Raw genomic sequence first — 19,659 nt, forward strand, 5'->3', positions numbered from 1 at the left:
AATCCGTGGATTGGATTCTGGGTGCGTTGTCGGGTTGATCTAGCCGATTGGGGGTGTGATGGATCCGCTGGCCCTGGTCTCCGTAGAACGCCAAGTAACCCGGCTCCGCCTTGACCTGGCGAGAGGCGAAGTCCATCGCCTCCGGGCGCAGATCTGCCCAACCTCGCGGGAAGCGGCCGTACCGGTCGTAGAACCTCCGCAACAGCGCGAACCCGGCCGTATCTCGCCATGCTTGGACGCAACCAGGTCCAGCTCAGCAGGGACAAGGGTCCAGTGCTCGACCAGCTCGCCGATGCTCAGAGGAGATCGACTCACAGCGGTCAACCACCGTGGCAGCGATCAGGGACCGCGCAGACCCCCAAAAAGATCAACTATTTGGCCCCTGGTCGCAAGATCGGCGTGGTTGGTCGTGAAGGGCCCGTCGGCGTGTGACCAGGTCCAGCGAAGCCGTCGGTGGGTCAGCCACGCACTAGCCTGGCCGGCGAGGTCGCGGTGCCGGCGCTGGGTCCTGTTGGTGTCGCCGCCGTCGGTGGTGAAGGCGAGCAGGGCGTAGCCGCCGGGGATGCCGGCGTGGGGCTCGCCGGGGTGCCGGCTGCCGTCGACGGGGAGGTGCACGCTGGCCAGGGCCGGTGCGCCCTGTCCGGGCAGGGTTTGCAGCATGTGGACGCGGCCGTGGTCGACCAGGTGCCATCGGCCGTCCAGGGGCAGCCTGAGCACGGTGCGGGCGTGGGCGAACAGTTCGTAGGCGTCGACGGGGTCCTGCACGACGAGGGTGGTGGTCGCGGTCATCGTGGTCACCGGGCCCAGATCGCCAGGGCTGCGGTGGTGGCGGCGCCGGCGTACCCGGCGAGCAGCAGCGGCACGGCGCGGGAGATGGCGGTGTACTTGGCCCGTACGGCGCGGGAGAGCCACCACAACTCGCGGGCGCGTGCGAGGGGGGCGGTCTGGGCTCCCGGGTCGGTGTCGCCACCGACAACGCGGACCAGGACGTCCTGGGCGGTGTCGGTGTCGGCGTAGGCGACGAACCCGAAGTCCCCACCCCGAAATCCCGGTACGCGAAACCCGCGTCCGGCACCGGTGGGGCTACTGAACCGCCGAAAGCCCTTGCGGCAGGGCTGGCGCCGCGCGCCCTTTATGGGCATCACCGCACGCTCTTCCGCGCTCGTCGAAGAGGGCCGATGCCCACCGAACTCGCACATCGTGTCCGGGGTGTCTGTCGGTGACGGCGGCAGGCTGAGGTTGCCGTGCCCGTTGGGCCGGGAGTGGGGATGGCTGAAGTGTGTTCCGCCGTGATCGTGGCTGACGTTCGAGGTGCCAACCCCGCTCCCCCCGCCGGTTTTCGACACAGGCGCCCTCTCTGCCAGGCCAGCACGCCATTCGCACCAGCTCCACGCCCAGGTCGCGTGCGATCCGCTAACGTCGAATCGCCGTGCGTCGGGGCGCCGCAACAGTCGGCTCGACGCAGGTCGATGCGAACGGAAAGGCGAGCCCATGATTGATCGCCAGGATCTTCAACAGGCCAGGGACGATCTCGGCCGTAAGCTCGCCGCCCTGCGTAGGTCGAGGGGACTCATTCAGGAAGCCCTCGCACGCCAGGTGCACACGACGCGCAGCACCCTGGGAATGGTCGAGCGGGGCCGGCAGGTCGTGGACCGGATCTTCTGGCTGCAGTGCGACACCCTGCTGGACGCCCAGGGCGAGCTACTCGCCGCCTACGACGCCTACCGACACCTCCAGTCCCGGTTCCAGGCACAGCAGGCCGAGGCGGCACAGCGGGCGCGGTGGGGAGCGGTACCCGAGGCGGTGATGGCAGCCGGCGAGGCCACAGGCGAAAGGTACGGCGAAGTCGGCGACAATCGACGCCCGCCGGACCGGTTCCACGGCGAGCGCCCGGAGGCGGGCCGCACCACACGAACCGGGCAGGTCTCAGTCGTCAACGCGGTAGCAGGCCGTGGCGAGGAAGCCGACCACGATGCCAGGTCGCGACTGCTGGCCGAGCTGCGCCGGCACCTGCTCGCACCTGCCGCACCGAAACAGCCGGTCGAGCCTCTCACGCTTTCGGAGGTCCGTCAGCGGGTGGCCCATCTCCATAGCCTTTACCAGCGTGGCAACTATGCCGAGGCGGTCCGGGCGTTGCCCGACACGTTCGAGCAGGCGAACCTGTTGACCCGGACCTGCACCGGCACGCAGCGCGCCCTGGCCGTCGGGTCGCTGGCGGCGGCGAATCTCGCCGCCGCCAAACTCACCGTGAAACTCGGCGATCCCAGCCTTGCCTGGGTGGCGGCGGACCGTGCCGCTCGTGTCGCCGCCGAGCAGGCCGAGGATGTTGCGCTCGTCGCTGCGGCGGCGTTCTCGGTGGGTACTGCGCTGCTGGCGATGCCGGACCGCGTCGGCGATGCCGAGGAGGTGGTGCTGGCCGCTCTCGATGGTGTGACGGACACGAGGGACTCCGCGTCGACGGGTCCGCGTGTCCTGTCGGCCCACGGGGCGTTGACTCTGCTCGCGGCGCTGATCGCCGCCCGGCAGGCCCAGCCCGCCGCTGTCGAGCGGCACCTCGACGACGCGAACGCCCTGGCCCGGCGGCTCGGCGCCGATCGTAACGACCTGTGGACCGGGTTCGGTCCGACGAACGTGATGATCCACCGCATCAGCATCGCCGCCCGAACGGACCAGCCTCAGCTGGCGATCCACCTTGGAGAACAGCTCGACACCTCGTCGCTGCCGGCGGCCCTGGTGAGCCGCCGCGCCCGGGTCCACCTCGACCTCGCCGCCGCCTACGCCTGCTCGCCCGGCAACGATCCCGCAGCCGTGCTGCACCTGCTCGAAGCCGAACGCATCGCGCCGCAGACGGTGCACGTGCACGGCCGGACGCGCCATCTGATCGGCGACCTGCTCACCCGTGAGCGGCGCGCCGTCACCCCCGGCCTGCGGGCACTCGCCGAACGCGCCGGAATCGCCGCGTGACGTCCGGATCCGCGAATGCCCGTCTGCTCTACCTGGTGGTCTGTGCCGCGCCACCGGCCCGCCGCATCGTCGAGCTGGTCGAGGCGGTGCGGCGCGACGGCTGGGATGTGTACGTCATCGCGACCGAAACCGCGCACACCTGGCTTCCCAACGATCGGCTGGCCGCCGTTACGGGCAGGCCCGTCAGCTACCGGCAGCGGCATCCTGACGAACCGAGCGTCCTGCCACGCGCCGATGCCGTCGCGGTCGTTCCGGCGACGTTCAACACCATCAACAAGTGGGCCACCGGCATCAACGACAGTCTGGCCCTCGGCATCCTCAACGAAGCTCTCGGCGCAGGCATGCCGATCATCGTCTCCCCGTACGTCAAACCCACCCTCGCCCGCCACCCCGCGTTCGACGCCCACCTGCGGCTCCTCGCCGACCACGGCGTACGCCTCACCGCCACCGAGGCGCTGCGACCAGCTCACGACGATCAGCCCTTCCGCTGGAACGTGATCCTCGACGAACTCCACAGGCTGTCCGCCCGCCTGTCGTAGTCGGCCCCCGAGAGGCGCTGGGGCCGGTCTGACCGTGTCGAAATCCCGTGTCGAGGGTGTTCGACACGGTCAGACCGGCGTTGAGTGGTGGACATGACCGCTCGGCGCCCGCCGCTCAGGGGTCCCCGGCACCGCCCAACCCGAGGGGAGTTGATCCGTGTGACCCTGTACCGCAGTTTCTCGCCGCTGCCGAGGAATCCGGGACCGCTGGTGGCCGGGACGGCTCGGACCTCACGTTGACTGCGGCTTGATCGAACCCGGGCCGCCTTGCGTCGCCTTGCCGGTTGGGCACCCGGTGAGTTCGGCCTGCGTCCTGCCCAGCAGGGGAACAGTCCTCGGGCGTCTGAGGCCGTGTTCGTCCTTGGCGGATAACGGAAAGTGCGGGCCGTCCGCAACGGCGGCGGTCCTGACGAACAGGAGAGTGACGCGCACATGAGCGTCGACACGATGAGCAGCGACGACCTCCGTGACGCGATGGTCGACCAGCTGGTCGCTGACCATGCGGCCAAGGGGCTGACGATGCGGCCCGAGGTCGAGGCGGCACTGCGGGTGGTTCCCCGCGAGCTGTACACGCCGGGTGTCCCGATGGAGGAGGCGTACCGCAGCGACACCGCGGTCGTCACCAAGCGGCTCGGTGATGAGACCGTCAGTTCGGTGTCCGCGCCGTGGCTGATCGCGGAGATGCTCGGGCAGGCGGCTGACGCCCTCACCGGTGGCCTGCACGGCCGGCACGTGCTGGAGATCGGATCGGGCGGCTACAACGCGTCGCTGCTGCGCGAGCTGGTCGGGCCGTCGGGTTCGGTCACGACCGTGGACATCGACCCGGAGGTGACCGAGCGGGCGGTGGCGTGTCTGGCGGTGGCAGGTTACGGCGATGTCAGCGTGGTGTGCGCGGACGCGGAGCAGCCGATCGACCTGGGGCGCTGCTACGACCTGATCATCGTGACGGCCGGGGCGTGGGACATCCCCGCGGCGTGGATCGCGCAGCTCGCCGAGGACGGCGTGCTGGTGGTGCCGCTACGGACGTTCGGGATGACCCGGTCGTGGGCGCTGCGCCGGGTCGGTGACCGGCTGGTCAGCCACAGCCAGCGCCTCTGCGGGTTCGTGGCGATGCGGGGCACCGGAGCCCACGAGATGCGGTATGTCGACATCGCCGCCGGTGTCCACCTGCGGCTGGATGAGGGCCAGCAGGTCGACCCGGAATCGGTCGGTGGGCTGCTGTCGCAGCCGCAGGAGCAGGCATGGGCAGGGGTGGGCCTGCCGCCTCGTAGCGTCCTGGCCGACCTGGACCTGTGGCTGGCGGCCCGCCTCGCCGATGAGGTCGACCAGTTCGTGGTGCTCTCGGCGCAGCAGGAGGCCGTCGACGCCGGCATCGTCGCCCCTGCCTGGCGGTTCGGTACGCCCGCCGCCCTGCACGAGGGGACGTTCTCCTACCGGTCGACGCTGCGCTGGACCGACGACACGTTCGACCTCGGCGCCTGCGCTCACGGGCCCGACGCCGCCGCGGCGGCGGGACGGATGGCCGGGCACATGCGCGCGTGGGTGGACGCTGGCGAGCCCTCTCCGGTGCTGCACGTCCTACCCGCAGGTACTCCCGACGGCGCCCTGCCGGCCGGGACGGTGCTGGACAAGCGACACAGTCGCCTCGTCCTCACCTTCACCTCCGCATAGGAAGGAACACGCGAGTGGAGACCATGGAACTCGAGGAGTTCGACCTGGACATCACCCTGGTGGACGCCGGCCCCGCTGCCAGCGGGTACGCCACCAGCACCGACGACGGCTGCGGCTCGGGCAACACGGGCTCGAACGCCTGTTCCGGCGGCAGCAAGTAACCGTCCCTGACGATCCACCCCGGGCCCGGCGTCTCCAGCGCCGGGCCCCCGTCTTCGAGGGTGCGTTCATGTTCCCCACGGCCGGTGCGGCGCTGATCAGAGTTGCCGCCTACCCCAGCGGTCTGACCCTGCCCGCGTGGCCCGACCTGACGACGGATCAGCCCGAGCAGTGGCGGCAGTGGCTGGCCGCAGTGTGGGCGCTGCCGGGATTCGCCACCGCCGTCGCCGCTGCCACACCCCAGTTGGCCGAACAGATCACCCGGACCGTGGCCAGTGCGCCGACCACCGACCGCCGGTTCGGGCGCATGGTCGACTCGACGGTCCGGTACCTGCTGAGGTGGACCACCCGGGCGACACCGTTCGGCACCTTCGCCGGGGTGGCTCCGGTCGAGTTCGGCGCCCGCGCATCGGTTCGGTGGGGCGAGGCGCATCAGGTGGTGACCCGCCCTGACGGGACGTTCGTCGCCGAGCACACCGGGCGCGCCGAGCAGGACCTGGCGGCGCTGCGCGACGTCGCGGTGGTGACGAACTCGGTGGGGTACCAGCGCGGCGAGGTGTGGGTGCTGCCCTGCCTGCGCGGCGACGGCGACCGCAGGTGGGACATAGAGATCCGTCTGACCAGGCCGGTGCGGGCGGCGATCCGCGCGGCGCGTTCCCCGGTCATGTTCGGTGACCTCGCCGCCCGGGTCGCCGGGCCGCTGCCCGCCGCTACCGGGGCGGCCGAACGGATGTTGGCGTCGCTCGTCCAGGCGGGTGTCCTGCTGTCGGCGCTGCGGCCGGCGACGACTGTCACCGACCCGGCCTCCCACCTGGCCCGTCACGTCCCGATGCCCGATCCCGGCGACCGGGTCGCGGTCGACCTGCGTGTCGACGCCTCGGTGACGCTGCCACCGGCGGTGCTCCACGAGGCGGCCCGTGCCGCGTCGACGCTGGTGGCGGTGGCAGCGCCCCTGCCGGGATGGGCGGAATACCACGGCGCGTTCATTCAGCGGTGGGGCCCGGGCGCGGCCGTGCCGTTACGCGACGTCCTGAACGTTCTGGGCTTTCCCGCCGGATACCGGGGTTCCACCCGGCGTGTACCTGCGGTGTTCACCGCCCGCGACCGGCTCCTCGCGCAGCTCGCCCAGCAGTCGGCGCTGAACGACTGTACGGAGGTGATCCTCGACGACGAGCTGACAGGCCGCCTACGAGGAGATGACGACCGGCCGCCGATCCCACACACCGAACTACGGTTCACCCTCGCCGCCGCGACCCCACAGGACCTGGACCGAGGCGCGTTCACGTTGACGGTGGTCAGCGGAGCCCGCCACGCCGGGGTCGCCGCCGGCCGGTTCCTGCACCTGCTTTCTCCCGCCGAGCTGGCGTCGTTCCAGCACGTCTACCGGAACCTGCCGACCGCCCTGCCCGGCGCGGACACGGTGCAACTGTCCGGCCCGCCGCTGGATGCCCGCTTGGCCGCGGTCGCCCGGACACCTGCGGTGCTGCCCGTCCTGCCCGTCGGCGACTTCCACCCGGACCCGCCGTGGACGCTCGCGGACCTCGCGGTGACCGGCGACGGCCAGCGGCTGTGGCTGGTGTCGCGGACCTCCGGGCGACCGGTCGAGCCGCTGCTGCTCAACAGCGTGCTGCTACCCGACCTCCAGCAGCCCCTGATGCGGTTCCTGACCGAGATCTGGACGGCGTGGACGGCTCCGTGCAGCCGATTCGACTGGGGGCACGCGCGTAGCCTGCCGTTCCTGCCACGCCTGCGACGCGGACGCAGCATCGTGCACCCCGCCCGCTGGACCATCGACCGGACCGCGCTCCCCGCCCGCACCCTGGCATGGTCCCACTGGCGCGACGCCTGGCAGCGATACCGTGAACAGCACCGGCTCCCGGACGAGGTCCTGGTCGGCGCCGACGACGTGCAGGTACGTCTGGACCTGAACGACAACACCCACCTGGCAGTGCTGCGCCGGCACGTCGACCGGCACGCCCGCACCACCCTCACCGAGGCTCCCGGCCCGGCCGGCTGGATCGGCGGCCGACCCGCCGAACTCCTCCTCACCCTCGCGCACACCCGTCCGGCCACCCACCCGAGCCGACCAGCGCGGGCCGTGACCGCACAACAGCATCGGCCCGGCCAGTCACCGTGGTTGGAGGCCCGCCTGTACGGCCGGGCCGACGACATCCTCACCGACCTCGCCCACCGGACCGGCAACCTCCCGGCGGCGGGCTGGTGGTTCCTCCGGTACCCGGACCCCGAGCCCCACCTGCGGCTACGCATCCCACTCCAGGACACCACCTTCGCTGCCACCGCCGCATGCCTCGCCGAATGGGCGCAACAACTGGAGCACAAACGCGTCCTGCACGACTACAGCCTGCGCACCTACCGGCCCGAGACCCGCCACGGCACCGGCCCCACCCTCACCGCCGCCGAAGCGGTCTTCGCCGCTGACTCCCGCGCCACCCTGCAGCGGCTGACCGGCGACCGCCAGGCCAGCACCGCCGCCACGATGATCGCCATCGCGGACGCCTTCACCGGCGACGGGCCGCGTTGGCTCGCCGAACACGTCCCCCACCACCGCGGCCCCCGACTCGAACCCGTCCAGCTCGACCTCGCCCGCACCCCCTACCGCGACGACGACCTGGACAAGGCACTGGCCACCTACCGGACACTGGCCCACGCCGACAACCTCGACCTCGACCAGGTACTGACCGACATTCTGCACCTGCACCACGCCCGCATGATCGGCGTCGACCCCGCCTCCGAACGGCACTGCCTCCGCCTGGCCCGCGCCGTCGCCCGCACCCGCCAGGCGACGCCGTGACCGCAGCACAGTCCCTCGCCGAAGGGGCGGCCGGCGTCGCCCTTCTACACCTGGAAACCGGCAACCGGCCCGCCGCCCACGCGGCACTGCGGGCCGCCACCGCCAACGGCGTCAGCATCGCCGCAGGCGCCAGCCTCTTCTACGGCGCACCCGCACTCGCCTTCGTCCTCGCCACCCCCAACCAACCCGGCCTCACCCGAGCACGATCGATCGCCGCCACCGGGACCGCCACGGTCACCCGCCGACGGCTGCACGCCGCCCACCGCCGCATCGACTCCCACCAGCGGCCCCACTACGCCGAGTACGACCTCATCCGCGGCCTGACCGGCCTCGGCGTCGCCCTGCACCGCCTCGGCGACCACGACCTGCTCCGCCAGGTACTCACCTACCTGGTCCGGCTCACCGAACCGGTCAACGACCTCCCCGGCTGGTGGTGCGCGAACGGACCCGACCGACACCAGCCACCACCACCAGGAGGCCACGCCAACCACGGGATCGCCCACGGCATCACCGGCCCACTCGCGCTACTCGCCCTCACCCACCGCGCCGGCATCACCGTCGACGGACACACCGAGGCGATCCTGCGGATATGCCGATGGCTGGACACCTGGCAGCAGCACACCGCCGACACCATCTGGTGGCCGCAGACCCTCACCCTCGACGACCTGCACCACGGCGCACCCGCACAACAACACCCACTACGCCCCTCCTGGTGCTACGGCACCCCCGGAATCGCCCGCGCCCAACAACTGGCCGCCCTCGCCCTGCACGACACCGCCCGGCAGCTCCTCGCCGAGACGGCGTTCACCACCTGCGTGAACGACCCCGCACAGATCCGCCGTCTCACCGACCGCAGCCTCTGCCACGGCACCGCCGGCCTCCTCGCCACCGGCCGGCGCATCGCCGCCGACGCACTCACCCCGACACCCCTCGCCCCACTGACCCGCCTCCACCTGCACGCCACCCCCGCCGCGGACGAACCCACCGGACTACTTGACGGCACAGCCGGTCACGCCCTGGCCGCAGCCTCCACAACCTCAACCTCGTGGGACGCCTGCCTCCTACTCAGCTGACGAAAGGCCCGCCATGAAGGAGACCCCCTGGCAACAGGTGAACATCACCTACCCTGGCCAGAGCCGCCACGAACGCGAACAACACGCGATACCCCACCTCCACCGCGTCCTACCCGCCGCCGAGACCGCCGGCCTCATCACCTCCTGGTGGTTCATCCGCAAAGGACCGTGGCGCATCCGCTACCTGCCCACCACGCCCGACACCGACCCCGGCCCGGTACACGACCTGCTCACCGGAACGCGCGCCTGGACCAGCGACATCTACGAACCCGAGATCCACGCCTTCGGCGGCCCCGACGCGATGGACACCGCACACACCCTGTTCCACCACGACAGCCGCCACCTCCTCACCTACCTTCACCATCAGCCGGCAGACCGACGGGAACGCTCCCTCATCCTGTGCACGGCACTCATGCGCGCCACCGGACTCGACCTCAACGAACAAGGCGACGTATGGGCGCGAGTCGCCCGACACCGCCTGGAACACCGCACCTGGCCCCCCGCCGCCGACCCCGCCACCTGGGAAGCCTTCACCGGCAAGGTCCGTCACCTGCAACTCGGCACCACCCGCACCACCAGCGACTGGCAGACCGCCTTCGAGAACGCCGGCACAGCCCTCCGCCACCTACGCGACACAGGAAAACTCACCCGTGGGCTACGCGCCGTGATCGCAGAGCACGTGATCTTCCACTGGAACCGGATCGGGATACCCGCCACAACCCAGGCCGTCCTCGCCCAAGCAGCCGCGGAAGCCATCTTCGGCCGTGCCCCCGTGCCGCCAGGCGAGCAGTGGCCACGCCCGGTCGAACCCGTACCACCATCTGCGGTACCGCCAACAGAGGTCGATGCGCCCAGTCGCGCGGCGCTTGCAAGTTCAAGACACAGCAGACTCCTCACAGAGGGGGCTAGTGCCCAATGGTCGTGAAGCGCTGGCGGGGCCGGACACATCGTCCGGCCCCAAGTAAAGTGCTGGTGCGTGATGGTTGAACCGCTTCGGTCGATCCTGGCCTTGGCGTCCGAAGTGTGCAGTCGGGCCAGTTATCGCCGACCTTTCGTCACGATTGCCCTAACTGCTAGAAGGATCAACGGGACCAGTATCGGTGTAGGCACGGAAATGGCGTCGGGAATTTCATTCACCGAAGCGGCAACCCATGTAACCGCTGCGGCGATTGCGGCTACCAGTAGCCCGGATAGGGTTAGGGCGTGTCGAGCCGTTCGCTTCGAAGGCAGAAACTTTATCTCAATGGCGAATCGCCACCAGGTTGCGAAGAAATTCCCTTCCGTTGATCTTTCTGTTCGGTGATGCGCCCAGACGCGTGCCTTGTCCGACGGTTCGGACTCGATGGGGTCAGTGTGATCGGCCAGGTTGAGCTCTTGGTCAATCTGCTGGGACGGGCAACGCCCCTGGTTCACTGCATAACCCCAATCGTGCAAGCGAACAAGCTTCACTTCCTTCCTGCGTGTTGGATCGGGTGCGGTCGCTGTGCATAAAGACTGACCGACATGGGTCGTAGGACGAGACTCCTAGGCCCATTGTCATGGTCTCAACGTGCATCGCAAGACCCGTCGCACATGGTGTGCGATGTTCCAGCTTGGAGGGACGGTTGACTAGCAGCCCTGAACCCGTGAGTCTGTTGACGGGCGCCCATTGGTAACGCGAAGTGTCTTAAATTTTCCTGGGAACTGTCAGCAGCGATAAAGAGTACCGGGCATGGGAGAAGGGGATATATATGCCAGCGAAGGGGTCTGTTGAAGCGGGCAATGGCGGCGTTCCGAAACGGCGTGAGTCCGATGGCGGCATCACCCCTCCGGCAGTTGCGTCTGGAGGTGCGAGTGGGAGCAGCGGGCCGCTAACCCGTGTAACCGTCAATTTTACTCAAAGGTCAATGTTGGCGCTCGATAGTGCCGTCCGGAAGTCGGGAGATACCAGAACGGACACCATCAACCGCGCAATTCAAGTATATGATCTAGTGCAAGATGTCCTAAAGCGCGGCGATGGCCGAAGCCTGCTGATCAAGTATCCGAATGGCGAATGCGAGCGCCTGCTAATGATGTGACTAGCCGCTCGGCTCTTAACGCATTCGGGCAGATGTTGGACTTGAATGGCACCAATTCTTCCCAAGGGTAGAGCAGGAGCAGTCACCGCCGGGTATAGAAAGTAGGCAGGGCTGACCATCTCGCGGCGGCGGCCATTGGCGACACGGCTGCTGGGGAAAGTCCATTCCGTCTGTCCGTTGTAGTCGTGGCCGCGCGCAGCGCTGCATTATCCTGCCTTGGAGGCCCTCTTGCCGGCGAGACCCCTTGCGGCATCGTTGTAAACCCCTGTGCTCGTAATCGACGGAGCGTCGCTCGTCGACTTTGCCGGCTTCGTCTACGAGTTCTCGCAGCTGCTCTGTCACGCAACCCGAGCGGAAGCCTCGATGCCTTCAGCGACATCCTCTTCGAGCAGGACCCTGGGAGGCTGGCCGTTCTGCTGACCGCAGTCGGTGTGCCAGGCATGCCGCTGCCAGAGGCCTTGTCGGATACGCACTCGAGTTCGAACCGATCGTCCCTCGCGATCTTGTGGAGACTCGGATCAGTGCGGGCGTCTGGCAACCATGAAGGCCAGCGATGTCACCGTCGTCCCGACCTAGTCGCCTAGCGTCTGTCGACCTGCACGAAGGTTGTTGCGGCGGCGACGCCTTTGGCGACTGCGTGGGGTAGCGGCACGTTGTGAGCGAGTCGTGCGGCGAGGGTGCCGAGGAAGGCGTCACCGGCCCCGCTGGTGTTGATGGCCTTGACGTGTGATGCGGGGACGAGTGCGGTGTGGTCGGCATCGCTGTAGGCGGCGCCGCGAGCGCCAGCGGTCACCACCACCGCTCGTGGGCCCAGCTTGCGGAGTTCCTGCGCTGCGATCGACGGATTGGCATGGTGGCGGCCCAGTATCGCTGCCGCTTCGGCCTCGTTCGAAACGAACAGGTCGAGTGGGGCCAGGGCGGTCAGACCGAGCGAGGGATGTGGCACGAGGTTGCCGATGAGCGTCTCTGCGTGGTGATGCCGGAAGACGGCGTCAACGGCATCGGGCTGGAGATCGAGCTGGGTTACCACGATCGGAGCTCGTAGCTGCTGAAGTGCGTTGCGCACATGCTCGCTGGCGAGCTCAGTCTCTGTGGAGTGTGCGAGGACGATGTAGTTCTCGCCGTCGGGGGTGATCTCGATGATCGCGGTACCGGTCGGAGCCGATGGCACGACTTGAAGGAAGGACATGTCGATGGCCGCGTTGGTGAGGGCTCGGCTCAGGGAGGCGCCCCATTCGTCGTCGCCGACGTTGGTGATCAGGCTGGCGCGGACGCCCGCTTGTCGTGCGGCCAAAGCCTGGTTGAGGCTCTTGCCGCCCGGTGTGGTCGTCGCGGGTGACGAGGCGAACGTCGTCCGGCCAGCGACGGGCCGTTGGGGGATCCGCACGGTGATGTCGATGTTGGCGCGGCCGACGAAGGCGACATGCGGCGTACGGACCTGATCGGGTAGTTGGTGACTCATCCGCTGGTGGCCAGCTGGTCGAGGAGCTGTCGCACTTCCGGCTGGCTGGAGAAGGGTTCGAGTCGCCGGGCCAGGGTGGTGACGTTTCGGCGGACCCGAACCGAGCCCGTCGTGGTAGCCGTGGTCAACGCTTCAGCCGCGACGGTGGCGGCCTGGCCTGGTTCCGAAGCCGCCAGGTAGGCGTGCGCCGTGCGGGAGAGGTACACGCCCCGTTCGCGTCGGTAGCGGTCGGGCCACGTGTTGACGGCGTTGGTGAAGCTGTCGATGGCCCGACGCGGTTGGTTGAGGCGGAGCCATCCCTCGCCCTCCTGCGCCGCAAGGTACGGCCGGGTGCAGAACGAACCGAGGGCACTGCTTCCCCCGCTCGGCGGCCTGGCGGTCGCCACGAGTGTGTGGGCACGCTCGACCGCGGCCTGGAAAGCGGAGGCGTCCTGCGCGATGGCGCTGCCGTGCGCCTGCTGGATGGCGGCGAAGGCGTGCAGGAGCGGGGGCGTGTCGGGCAGGCGGGAAGCGGCACGGGCCAGCCCGACGACACAGTCCTCGTCCCCGGTTCCCACCATCCGCTGTGCCTTACGGGTCAGGACGTACGCCCAGAACTCCTGATCGTCGGCTTCCTGCGCCATGCTTCCCGCGCGGTCCAGCCAGCGGTCGCCCGCGGCCCGGTCGCCGAGATCGTCGCTGAGCCAACCCGCGAACTCGCTCCACCGTGCCTCGGTGCTGAGAAGCCGGTTACGAAGCTGTCCACGTGTCTGCCGACGCAGGGCGGCGATCAGCGCGATCTGCTGTTCGACGGTCGACAGGATGGTGAGGCCACCCAGCAGGTCGTCCGCTTGTACGAGGAGCGCGCGAAGCTCCGCGAAGTGATCGACAACGGCAGGGTCGACGGACCGTGGGTGAGAAACGCCTGTGGTGGTGACAACCGGCACGGCGGTGAGGCCAGCGGCCAGTTCCAGCAGAGCCCTCCGGCTTACCCGCAATGACATCGCCTGCCCATCGGACATGACCGCAAGCGTAACCGCGTCACCATCGTGAAAGTCCGTCTCACCTGCCACCGCGGCACCGGCGACCCGCGCGAGTGGTGCCGTCAGGCCGTTCGGACCACCGGCCGTCAGATCCGTGGCGGCGAGGTCGCGCAACGACTCCCGTGCCGGATCCGTCACCGGGACACCGTGAGTGCCAGCCGGTAGTGAGCGGTCCTCGACTTCGCCCCACCGCATGCGTTGTGCCGCTTCGACTTTCTCCTGATCAAGCTGCTGCTTCAGGCGCCGATAGTCGTCGTAGTCGGCCAGCAACTCTCCACCAGCGGCTAGGGCCGCTTCACAGCGCTGCCAGAAGATCCGGTCCGGGCATTGCTGCCCGCGCTCGACGCCCGCGATCGTGGTCCGGGAAACCGGCACCCGCCTCGCCAATGCCAACTGGGTCAGCCCACGCACGTTGCGCCAGGCGGCAAGCCTTGCACCCAGTGCCCGCTTCGCATCGTCTACCCGCTGCGGATCGATCATGACGCCCGTCCCTTCACAACCCCGTACGGACACGACGGCTGCATTGACGCAAAGCGACGTTACCGTAACCGATCTCCGCCAGAACCGGCCAGCGCCTCAACAACCCCGGCGCCGACGTCCTTGTCCGCGCCGAGCAACGTCTATCGGCGGGCGACCCGAGACCCGACTCCGGACCTTCGATGATGTGCGCGGTGTGTGCTCGAGAGCGGATGCCACCGTGGGGCAACCGGTGCCACCGGATGCCACGGCGGGTCAACGGGCCGGGTCGCTGCCGGGGTCCGTGTGCTCGGGGTGTGGTCATCGGTCGGCCCTGACCAGGGCGACGACGTGGGTGAACGTGGGCCACTCCCTGCCACCCCGGGTGAACCGGCAGGCCGCTAGACTGGGCACTCGCGCCCTCGTAGCTCAGGGGATAGAGCATCGGTTTCCTAAGACGACGCTCTATCTGTACCCATAGCTGGATGACCTGCGGGTTTCTATTTTGTTTTCACATTGGTGGGTCGCACGCGCCCGTCGCTGTGCTCGCTTGCTGAAGATCAGCAGAACAGGTGTAAGTCCTGCTCAGGCCCTTGTTAGGTCGGTTCGACGCGTCCTTGCGGGATCCGGTGAAGTTGCCGTGCCGCGTCAGTTTACGGTGCCGCGAGAGCGTGGGCCAGCAGCGCGGCGAGTTTGGCTGCGCGTGCCGGGTGGTGATGACTGATCCAGGTAACTCGTCCGATGAGGTATTGAGCGAAGTCGGGGTGGCCGGTCCGGTTCTGCGCGGCGAGGCCGGTGCGGGCGGCGTTGTGGAGGATGGCGCGGAGCTGGTCGTATTCGTCGCGTGGTGTGGCGGGGTGTTGGTTGACGACGAGTCCAGCGAGGAGTTGCCGGTCCGCGCGCCCGCGGACGCGGGTCTTGGCTGGATGGACTTGGAAGCCCTCGTCGCGGGCGATGTCGGTGACGTCGGCGATCAGGTCGTCGATGCGGCGGGTGGTGAGGTCGCCGGAGAAGGCGAGGTCGTCGGCGTACCGGCTGTAGGTGATGGCGAAGGCGTCGGCGAGGCCGGTGAGGCGTCGGTCGAGTCGGTAGGCGCACAGGTTGGCCAGTGCGGGTGAGGTGGGCGCGCCTTGGGGCAGATGGCCGGTGCGGAGCGCGGCGAGCCGGGCCGCTCGGTGCGGCAGCTCGGTCGGTGCGCGGCGCAGGACTGGGTGCGGGGTGCGGTTGGTGCAGAGTCCGGTGAGGGTGTGGGCGACGGATTCGGGGTAGCCGGCGGTGCGGAACAGGCCGTGGACGCGGGTGGCGGGGATGTGGGTGAAGAAGGCGAGCAGGTCGATCCGGACGACGACCGGCTGTGCGGTGTGGATGCCGGCGAAGGTGTGCGCGGAGCGGCCGGGGACGAATCCGTGGGCGGCGGGGTGGACCGGGATGGGGCCGAGGACCTCGGTGAGGAGCCGGCGTTGCAGGGCGCGCAGCCGGGACTTCGGTGCCTCGATCAGCCGGCCGCCCGCGGTCCACCGGTAGTGGTAATGGTGCAGGCGGTGGGCGGTGGCGCGGCGGTTCATGGCGCGTCGGTCGGCGTACCAGTCGAGGTGCTCGATGCTCAGGTCGAGCATCGCGGCCAGGTCATCGACGGTGTCTATGACTGGGGTGTGCCAGGGGCGGCGGATGGTGCGGGTCGGTGTCACGGGTCGGGCGCGGATGGCGATCGGTCGCTGGTGCTGGCGGGCGGTGGCGACTGCCGCGCGCAGTGGGTCGACGTTGCTCAGGAACGTGGCCAGTTCGCGTGGCCGGTCGGTGGGTGGGCGCGGGTAGGCGACCAGCACCGCGTCGGCGACCGGCCACAGCCAGCGCCGTCGTACTCCGAGGACGAGCCCACCCTGGTCGATGAGATCGGCGCGGCGCCAGCTGTCGCCGGCGAGGAACGCGTCGGCGAGCGCGGTGGCGAGGGCGTGAATGGTGGTCACGATCGGGCCGGTGGTGGCAGCGCGTCCCGACGATGCCCGGTCGTGCGGGTGCACAGGCTCGCGGAGCGTGCCGACGCACCTGTGGTGTGGTGCCGAGGTGAGTAGTCCGTCCCCGGGGTTGCCCCGGAGAGACCATGACCGGACCCCACGTGGGGGGCCGGCCTGGTCAGCTCGGGACACGCTGCCATGGGAGCAGCGTAGGGAACGGAGACCGTCATCGGTGTCCGCAGTGTGTGGGGCGGCGAGGAATACCGATGAGAGAGGCGGCGCCCGATGAGCTGGCCTCAACCATGACGGTCTCCTGATCGGTGTGCGATTGCTATTCGTGGCGCAAGAGTGCGGGGGTGGGGCGGCCGGCGGACGTGGTGGCCAGGATGGTGATCAGGGTGCCGAGGACGACCCCGGCGGCGGCAAGAGTGAGCATGGGCCTGATGGTGTGGAGCAGGTCGGCGAAGCTCGCAGTGCGCAGTACGGCTGCTGCCGTCCCGGCGGTGAGGATGACGGCCGCGGCGGTGATGAGTTGACCGAGGATCAGACCACTGACTGACTCGGTGAGGTCCGCGGCCGTGAGGGTTCGCCGGGGCGCGCCGATCACCGCGAGGGGGACGTTCGCGCGTCGGGTGGCGATCCTGCGGTCGACGGTGGACATGGCGAAGGCGATGAAGCCCATGGCGGCAGTGATGAGCAGCCCGGCGGTGACGAGGACGATGACGGCGCCGGCGTCGAAGCCGGTCGGGATCTCGCGGTATCCCTGCACCACTGCGGTGGGGGCGAGGGCGGCGGTGACGGCGTACCAGTCCTCGAGCTTGCCCTGGTCGGCGGTGACCTTCGCGACGATGGTCCCCTGCCGGGGCGTCTCGGCGACGACGATGTCGGTGCCTTGCCCGAACGGTGAGGTGTTCAGCGGGGCGGTGTCGGCAGGAATCGTGAAGGCCGTGACCGCGGCATCTCCGTCGTCGGCTGGCCTCAGGGTGGTCCCGGGCGGTAGCTGGTCGGACCACTTCGCCCGGTACGCCTTTCCCGGTGTGCAGGTCCAGGTGGTGTCGAACAGCACGGCGAGGCTGGCGCAACTGCCCCGGACGACAGAGACCTGTTGCTGCTGCCCGGCGACCGTGGCGATGCCGCTGAGGCTCTCGTAGTAGGCGATATTGTCGGTGCCGACGACGGGAGTCAGCTTGTCGGCGAGGGCTTGGTCACCAGTCAGGATCGTCTGCGGCAACCACCCGGTGTCGGACACCTGCCGGGCGGTGTTCGCCGCCTGATAGGCGGCGGTGCCGATGGTGCCCACGCCACCGATGAACAGAGCGACCATCAGCGCGCCGACCAGACGCGAGGCCAGGTTGGGCGCCTGCAGGACGCGACGTGCGGCGAGGGTCACCCACACCGGTCGGGCGGTCCACCGCAGCAGAGGTGCCCAGAGGCGGGTGAGCAGCGCTGGAGGAACGAGCGGCAGGGTGAGCGCCACGCCCAGCATCCCGGCGGCGAGCAACGCCAGTGCTGGCATCGTCGTGTCACCGAGCCACATCGCCGCCAGCAGCGCCATGACCGATGCGATGAAGGCGAGCAGCCGCCACGCTCGAGGTGCCGGGGTCGCGGTTCTACGGCGGGTGGTCACCGGGCGCAGAACAGCAGGCGTTGCCCCTGCCACGGCCACTATGACCGCGAACACCGCGATTATCGCTCCGGCGGTGGCGGCTCGACCGGCGCCGACGTGCACGTCCGTGGCGTACCAGCGGAAACGGCCCAACGACCAGTCGGCGCTGATTGCCCGTAGCAGCGGGAACGCCGCATAGCCGAGTGCGACGCCGATGGTGGCGGCGACACCGGTCTCGACCGCGTTGACCGCCTGTGCCTGTCGCGCCGACGCCCCGAGTAGCCGGAGCGCGGCCAGCCGCTGCTCCCGCGCGGAGGCCGACAGCCCGGCGGCGGTGGACAGCAGTACCGCCAGTGGTGCGAGGAGGAAGAACGCGAACGCGAACGCGACCATCCGTCCGGGAGTGAGCAGTCGCTCCAGATCAGAAGTGCCTCGCTGCACCGCCAACCGCCGGTTGGCATCGGAATCGCCGAAGCCCACCACCGGAACGGCGTCCGCCGGCATTCGAGCCGCGTCCACACCCACGTACGCGATCAGCTCGTCCGGCGCGGTCAGGCCCGCAGCGCCGATCGTGCCGACCACCCGCTGCGGGAAGCGCTGCCGCGCGTGCGGGTTGGCGGCGATGAGCTCACGCAGCGCCGGGGAAACCACCACCTCGCCGGCGGCCGGCAATTGCCCGACTCCGGGCGGAACGGGAGCACCACCGCTGGCCCCACTGACATTCACCCGACGTAGCAGGCGACCGGCGACCGCGTCATCGATCGTCAGGACCCGCAACCCCTGATCTGCGCCGGGTTGCGTCACCGGGGTCCGGGAGATGACCCGCAGGTCCTGGGCGTCCACCACGGTCGGCACCGCGAGCGCGCCGAGGACCAGCACGATGCCGACCGCCGCCCCGGCGCCGAGCAGCACCGTGCGCACCAGCGCCCGGCGTCCACCGCGCACCGTCAGCCGCAGTCCCAACCACATCCATGGCAGATAGCGACCTACGGCACTCATCGCGCAGCCACCGTCTCCAGCACGCGGCCATCGCGCATGCGCACCACCCGGTCTGCTCGCTGCGCCACCTCCGCGGCGTGCGTCACCACGACCACGGCGGCATGTCGTTGCCTCGCCGCGGCGAACAAGCAGTCCAGGACCGCCTCACCGCTGGTGGAATCCAGCGCGCCAGTCGGCTCGTCGGCGAAAACCACCTGTGGCTCGTGCACCAGTGCCCGAGCCACCGCGGCCCGCTGCGCCTGCCCACCCGACACCGCGCCCGCCTGCCGCGACGCCAGGTCTCCGATACCTAACTCCTCGAGCAGATGCAGCGCCCGTCGGTGAGCCACCGCTGCCCGTACCCCGGTCATCCGCAGCGGCAACTCCACGTTCTCGCCGAGTGTCAACTCCGGCACCAGGTCACCGAACTGCAACACAAACCCGAAGGAGGTCAATCGAAGGCGGCTGCGCGCCGCGTCCGACTCGGCCGACAGCTCCCGCGACCCGAAGTACACCTCGCCGGCGTCGGGACGCAGCAGGCCCGACAGCACATGCAGCAGGGATGTCTTGCCGCAGCCGGAGGGACCGGTGATCGCCACCGTCTCGCCCTTCTCGACGGCGAACGAGAGATCGTCGAGCGCGACGGTCCGGCCGAAGCGCAGCCGGACGCCTCGACAGCCAGCGAGACCGGGAAACGTCGTACGAGGCACCTTCATAGATGAACCCTATAGCCCTTCTGCTGTGGAGTGTGGGTATGAATCGCCGAACGAGCGGCCGTCGAGAGACGGCCGCTCGTCGTACCGTCGAACTACAGAGGTTGAAAGGCCAAGGTTCGAGTTATCTCGGTGGCTCGGGTTCGAGGGTCATGCCGGTGCTGGCGAAGAAGCCGGCGAGGAGATCGGTCT

Annotated in this window: 14 protein-coding genes; 7 read left to right on the forward strand and 7 right to left on the reverse strand. The window is 69.3% G+C overall.

Annotated features, from left to right (window positions below):
- Nucleotides 1-339 precede the first annotated feature (339 nt).
- Nucleotides 340-789 (reverse strand): hypothetical protein, encoded by a 450-nt coding sequence (locus SM452_RS28240; protein WP_124778772.1) that lies wholly within the window; start codon nucleotides 787-789, stop codon nucleotides 340-342.
- A 5-nt stretch (nucleotides 790-794) separates the two neighbouring features.
- Complete coding sequence (locus SM452_RS28245) at nucleotides 795-1,142, reverse strand: hypothetical protein (protein ID WP_091113588.1); 348 nt, start codon at nucleotides 1,140-1,142, stop codon at nucleotides 795-797.
- Nucleotides 1,143-1,491: 349 nt separating this feature from the next.
- On the opposite strand from SM452_RS28245, the gene SM452_RS28250 reads away from it, so the two are divergent.
- From SM452_RS28250 to SM452_RS28280, 7 genes are all read left to right on the forward strand, one after another.
- Entirely contained in the window at nucleotides 1,492-2,964 is a 1,473-nt protein-coding gene (locus tag SM452_RS28250) for a helix-turn-helix transcriptional regulator (protein ID WP_051611166.1), read from the forward strand.
- Nucleotides 2,961-3,503: a flavoprotein gene (locus SM452_RS28255; RefSeq protein ID WP_046569670.1), complete on the forward strand. Its 543-nt coding sequence runs from the start codon at nucleotides 2,961-2,963 to the stop codon at nucleotides 3,501-3,503. Before SM452_RS28250 ends, SM452_RS28255 begins: the two co-directional genes overlap by 4 nt.
- A 432-nt stretch (nucleotides 3,504-3,935) precedes the next feature.
- Entirely contained in the window at nucleotides 3,936-5,174 is a 1,239-nt protein-coding gene (fxlM, locus tag SM452_RS28260; RefSeq protein WP_043330488.1) for a methyltransferase, FxLD system, read from the forward strand.
- A gap of 23 nt (nucleotides 5,175-5,197) precedes the next feature.
- Complete coding sequence (locus SM452_RS28265) at nucleotides 5,198-5,335, forward strand: FxLD family lanthipeptide (RefSeq protein ID WP_082159628.1); 138 nt, start codon at nucleotides 5,198-5,200, stop codon at nucleotides 5,333-5,335.
- Nucleotides 5,336-5,403: 68 nt separating this feature from the next.
- A complete protein-coding gene (locus SM452_RS28270; protein WP_064448554.1) occupies nucleotides 5,404-8,145 on the forward strand; it encodes a lantibiotic dehydratase in 2,742 nt (913 codons plus the stop codon).
- Complete coding sequence (locus SM452_RS28275) at nucleotides 8,142-9,218, forward strand: lanthionine synthetase C family protein (RefSeq protein ID WP_043325490.1); 1,077 nt, start codon at nucleotides 8,142-8,144, stop codon at nucleotides 9,216-9,218. Before SM452_RS28270 ends, SM452_RS28275 begins: the two co-directional genes overlap by 4 nt.
- A 13-nt stretch (nucleotides 9,219-9,231) precedes the next feature.
- Nucleotides 9,232-10,143: a thiopeptide-type bacteriocin biosynthesis protein gene (locus tag SM452_RS28280; RefSeq protein WP_069089169.1), complete on the forward strand. Its 912-nt coding sequence runs from the start codon at nucleotides 9,232-9,234 to the stop codon at nucleotides 10,141-10,143.
- A 1,712-nt stretch (nucleotides 10,144-11,855) separates the two neighbouring features.
- Here SM452_RS28280 and SM452_RS28285 read toward each other — a convergent pair.
- The 5 genes from SM452_RS28285 to SM452_RS28305 all read right to left on the reverse strand — a co-directional run bounded on the left by SM452_RS28285 (nucleotide 11,856) and on the right by SM452_RS28305 (nucleotide 19,470).
- The gene (locus tag SM452_RS28285) at nucleotides 11,856-12,737 is read right to left on the reverse strand and encodes a PfkB family carbohydrate kinase (protein ID WP_051611164.1); all 882 of its coding nucleotides are present in this window, start codon (nucleotides 12,735-12,737) and stop codon (nucleotides 11,856-11,858) included.
- Nucleotides 12,734-14,239 carry a helix-turn-helix transcriptional regulator gene (locus SM452_RS28290; RefSeq protein WP_046569661.1) on the reverse strand — a complete coding sequence of 502 codons (1,506 nt, stop codon included), beginning with the start codon at nucleotides 14,237-14,239 and terminating at the stop codon, nucleotides 12,734-12,736. The genes SM452_RS28285 and SM452_RS28290 overlap by 4 nt, the downstream gene beginning before the upstream one ends.
- Nucleotides 14,240-14,868: 629 nt before the next feature.
- Entirely contained in the window at nucleotides 14,869-16,182 is a 1,314-nt protein-coding gene (locus SM452_RS28295) for a reverse transcriptase family protein (RefSeq protein WP_046569686.1), read from the reverse strand.
- 319 nt (nucleotides 16,183-16,501) lie between these two features.
- Nucleotides 16,502-18,697 (reverse strand): ABC transporter permease family protein, encoded by a 2,196-nt coding sequence (locus SM452_RS28300; protein ID WP_463841047.1) that lies wholly within the window; start codon nucleotides 18,695-18,697, stop codon nucleotides 16,502-16,504.
- A gap of 74 nt (nucleotides 18,698-18,771) precedes the next feature.
- Nucleotides 18,772-19,470: an ABC transporter ATP-binding protein gene (locus tag SM452_RS28305; protein WP_046569657.1), complete on the reverse strand. Its 699-nt coding sequence runs from the start codon at nucleotides 19,468-19,470 to the stop codon at nucleotides 18,772-18,774.
- Nucleotides 19,471-19,659: the final 189 nt, after the last annotated feature.

The organism is Micromonospora sp. SYSU B005 (assembly GCF_055362685.1).